At 73.2% G+C, this 3,261-nt stretch carries 1 pseudogene; it reads left to right on the forward strand.

What is annotated here, in order from left to right:
* Window positions 1-3,261, forward strand: a pseudogene (locus JMF86_RS31445) (beta strand repeat-containing protein); the annotation flags it as partial.

Below are 3,261 nucleotides of genomic sequence, written 5' to 3' on the forward strand. Positions count from 1 at the left end.
GGCCGGTGCGGGCGCGACCTTCGACGTCAGCGGCGCGACCACGCCGCAGACCACGGGCACGCTGTCGGGCGTCGTCGGTTCGACGGTGAACCTCGGCGGCAACAACCTGACGCTCGGCGGCACGGGCAACGGCACGTACGGCGGCACGATCGCGGGCGCGGGCGGCAGTCTCACGTTGTCGGGCACGGGCACCGAAACGCTGACCGGCAACAACACGTACACGGGCGGCACGACCCTGAGCGGCGGCGGCACGCTGGTGGCGGGCAACGGCTCGGCGCTCGGCACGGGTGCGCTGAACACGAGCGGCGCAGGCGGCACGCTGGCCGCGAGCACGCCCGGCACGACGCTCGGCAACGCGGTGAATCTCGGCGCGGGTTCGACGCTGACGGTTGGCGGTGCGAACAATCTGGGTCTGGGCGGCGCGATCGGCGGCAGCGGCAACCTCGCGGTCAATGGTCCTTCGACGACGACGCTGTCGGGCGCGAACACCTACACCGGCAGCACGACGATCGGCGGCGGCAGCACGCTGGCGGTCGGCGCGGGCGGCAGCCTGTCGTCGGGCAGCGCGATCGACCTGTCGGGCACGGGTGCGACGCTCGACCTGAGCGCGGCGACTTCCGCGCAGACGACCGGCGCGCTGTCCGGCGGCGCGGGCACGAACGTCAACCTGGGCGGCAATACGCTGACGCTCGGCGGCGCGGGCAGCGGCACGTACGGGGCGTGATCGGCGGCACGGGCGGGTTGACGCTGTCGGGCACCGGCACCGAAACGCTGACGGGTACCAACACCTACACCGGCGCGACGACGATCAACAGCGGCACGCTCGCGATCGGCGGCAACGGCAGCCTGTCGTCGAGCAGCCCGGTCAGCCTGACGGCGGCCGGCGCGACGCTCGACCTGAGCGGCGCCGCGTCGCCGCAATCGACCGGCGCGATCTCGGGTGTGGCCGGCTCGACGGTGAACCTGGGCAACAACAACCTGACGCTCGGCGGGTCGGCCAGCGGTACCTATGCGGGCAACATCGCCGGCACCGGCGGCGTGACGATGTCGGGCACCGGCACGGAAACGCTGACGGGCAGCAATACGTACACGGGCGCGACGACGATCAACAGCGGCACGCTGGCGATCGGCGCGGGCGGCAGCCTGTCGGGGACGACGCCGGTGAGCCTGACGGGTGCGGGCGCAACCTTCGACCTGAGCGGCGCGACCACGCCGCAGACGACCGGCACGCTGTCGGGCGTGGCCGGTTCGACGGTGAACCTGGGCGGCAACAACCTGACGCTCGGCGGTTCGGGTAGCGGTACTTACGACGGCACGATCGCGGGTGCGGGCGGCAGCCTGACGCTGGGCGGCACGGGTACCGAAACGCTGACCGGAGTCAACACGTACACGGGCGGCACGAGCCTGACCGGTGGCGGCACGTTGATCGCGGGCAATGGTTCGGCACTGGGCACGGGCGCGCTGAACACGAGCGGCGCGGGCGGCACGCTCGGCACGAGCGTGGCCGGCACGACGCTCGGCAACGCGGTGAACCTCGGCGCGGGGTCGACGCTGACGGTTGGCGGTGCGAACAATCTCGGCCTGGGCGGCACGATCTCGGGCAGCGGCAATCTGGCGGTGAACGGCCCGTCGACGACGACGCTCACCGGCGTCGGCACGTACACCGGCAACACGACGATCGGCAACGGCAGCACGCTGGCGGTCGGCGCGGGCGGCAGCCTGTCCGGCGGCAGCGCGGTCGATCTGGCCGGTGCAGGTGCGACGCTCGATCTGAGCGCGGCCACGTCGCCGCAGTCGACGGGTGCGTTGTCGGGCGTATCGGGTTCGACGGTGAACCTCGGCGGCAACGCATTGACGCTCGGCGGGTCGGGCAGCGGCACGTACGGCGGCACGATCGCCGGCACGGGCGGCAGCCTGACGCTGGCGGGCACGGGTACCGAAACGCTCAACGGGACGAACACGTACACGGGCGGCACGACCCTGAGCGGCGGCGGCACGCTGCTCGCCGGCAGTGGTTCGGCGCTCGGCACGGGCGCGCTGAACACGAGCGGCGCGGGCGGCGCGCTCGGCACCAGCGTGGCCGGCACGACGCTCGGCAACGCGGTGAATCTCGGCGCGGGTTCGACGCTGACGGTTGGCGGTGCGAACAATCTCGGCCTGGGCGGCGCGATCGGCGGCAGCGGCAACCTCGCGGTGAACGGTCCGTCGACGACGACGCTCACCGGCGCGGGCACGTACACCGGCAACACGACGATCGGCAACGGCAGCACGCTGGCGGTCGGCGCGGGCGGCAGCCTGTCGGCCGGCAGCGCGGTCGATCTGTCGGGTACGGGCGCCACGCTGGATCTGAGCGCGGCCACGACGCCGCAGACCACGGGCGCCGTGTCGGGCGTGTCGGGTTCGACCGTGAATCTCGGCAGCAACACGCTGACGCTGGCCGGTGCCGGTAACGGCACGTACGGCGGCACCGTGGCCGGCACGGGCGGCTTGACGTTGTCGGGCAGCGGCACGCAAACGCTGACGGGCAACAACTCGTACACCGGTGCGACGACGATCAACAGCGGCACGCTGGCGATCGGCGCGGGCGGCAGCCTCTCCGGTAGCAGCCCGCTGAGCCTGACCGGTGCGGGCGCGACCTTCGACGTCAGCGGCGCGACGACGCCGCAAACGACGACGGCGCTGTCGGGCGTCGCCGGTTCGACGGTGAACCTGGGCGGCAACAACCTGACGCTCGGCGGGTCGGGCAGCGGCACGTTCGGCGGCACGATCGCGGGCGCGGGCGGCAGCCTCACGTTGTCGGGCACGGGCACCGAGACGCTGACCGGTCCGAACACGTATTCGGGCGGCACGAACCTGACCGGTGGCGGCACGCTGGTCGCGGGCAGCAACACGGCGCTCGGTACCGGCACGCTCAACGCGAGCGGTGCGGGCGGCACGCTGGCAGCTGGCACGCCGGGCACGACGCTCGCCAATGCGGTGAACCTCGGTACGGGGGCGACGCTGACGGTGAGTGGCCCTAACAGCCTCGGCCTGACCGGCGCGATCTCGGGGAGCGGCACGCTCGCGGTCAACGGTCCGGCGACGACGACGCTGTCGGGGGCGAACACCTACACCGGCGGCACGAGCGTCACCGGCGGCGGCACGCTGCTGGCCGGCACGCCGACCGCACTCGGCAGCGGCACGCTGAGCGTCGGCGGCACCGGCGGCGACACTCGGGGCCAGCGTCGCGGGCACGACGCTCGGCAACGCGGTGATCTCGGC

Source organism: Burkholderia sp. E168m15, from assembly GCF_016586105.1.
GTDB lineage: Bacteria > Pseudomonadota > Gammaproteobacteria > Burkholderiales > Burkholderiaceae > Burkholderia > Burkholderia orbicola.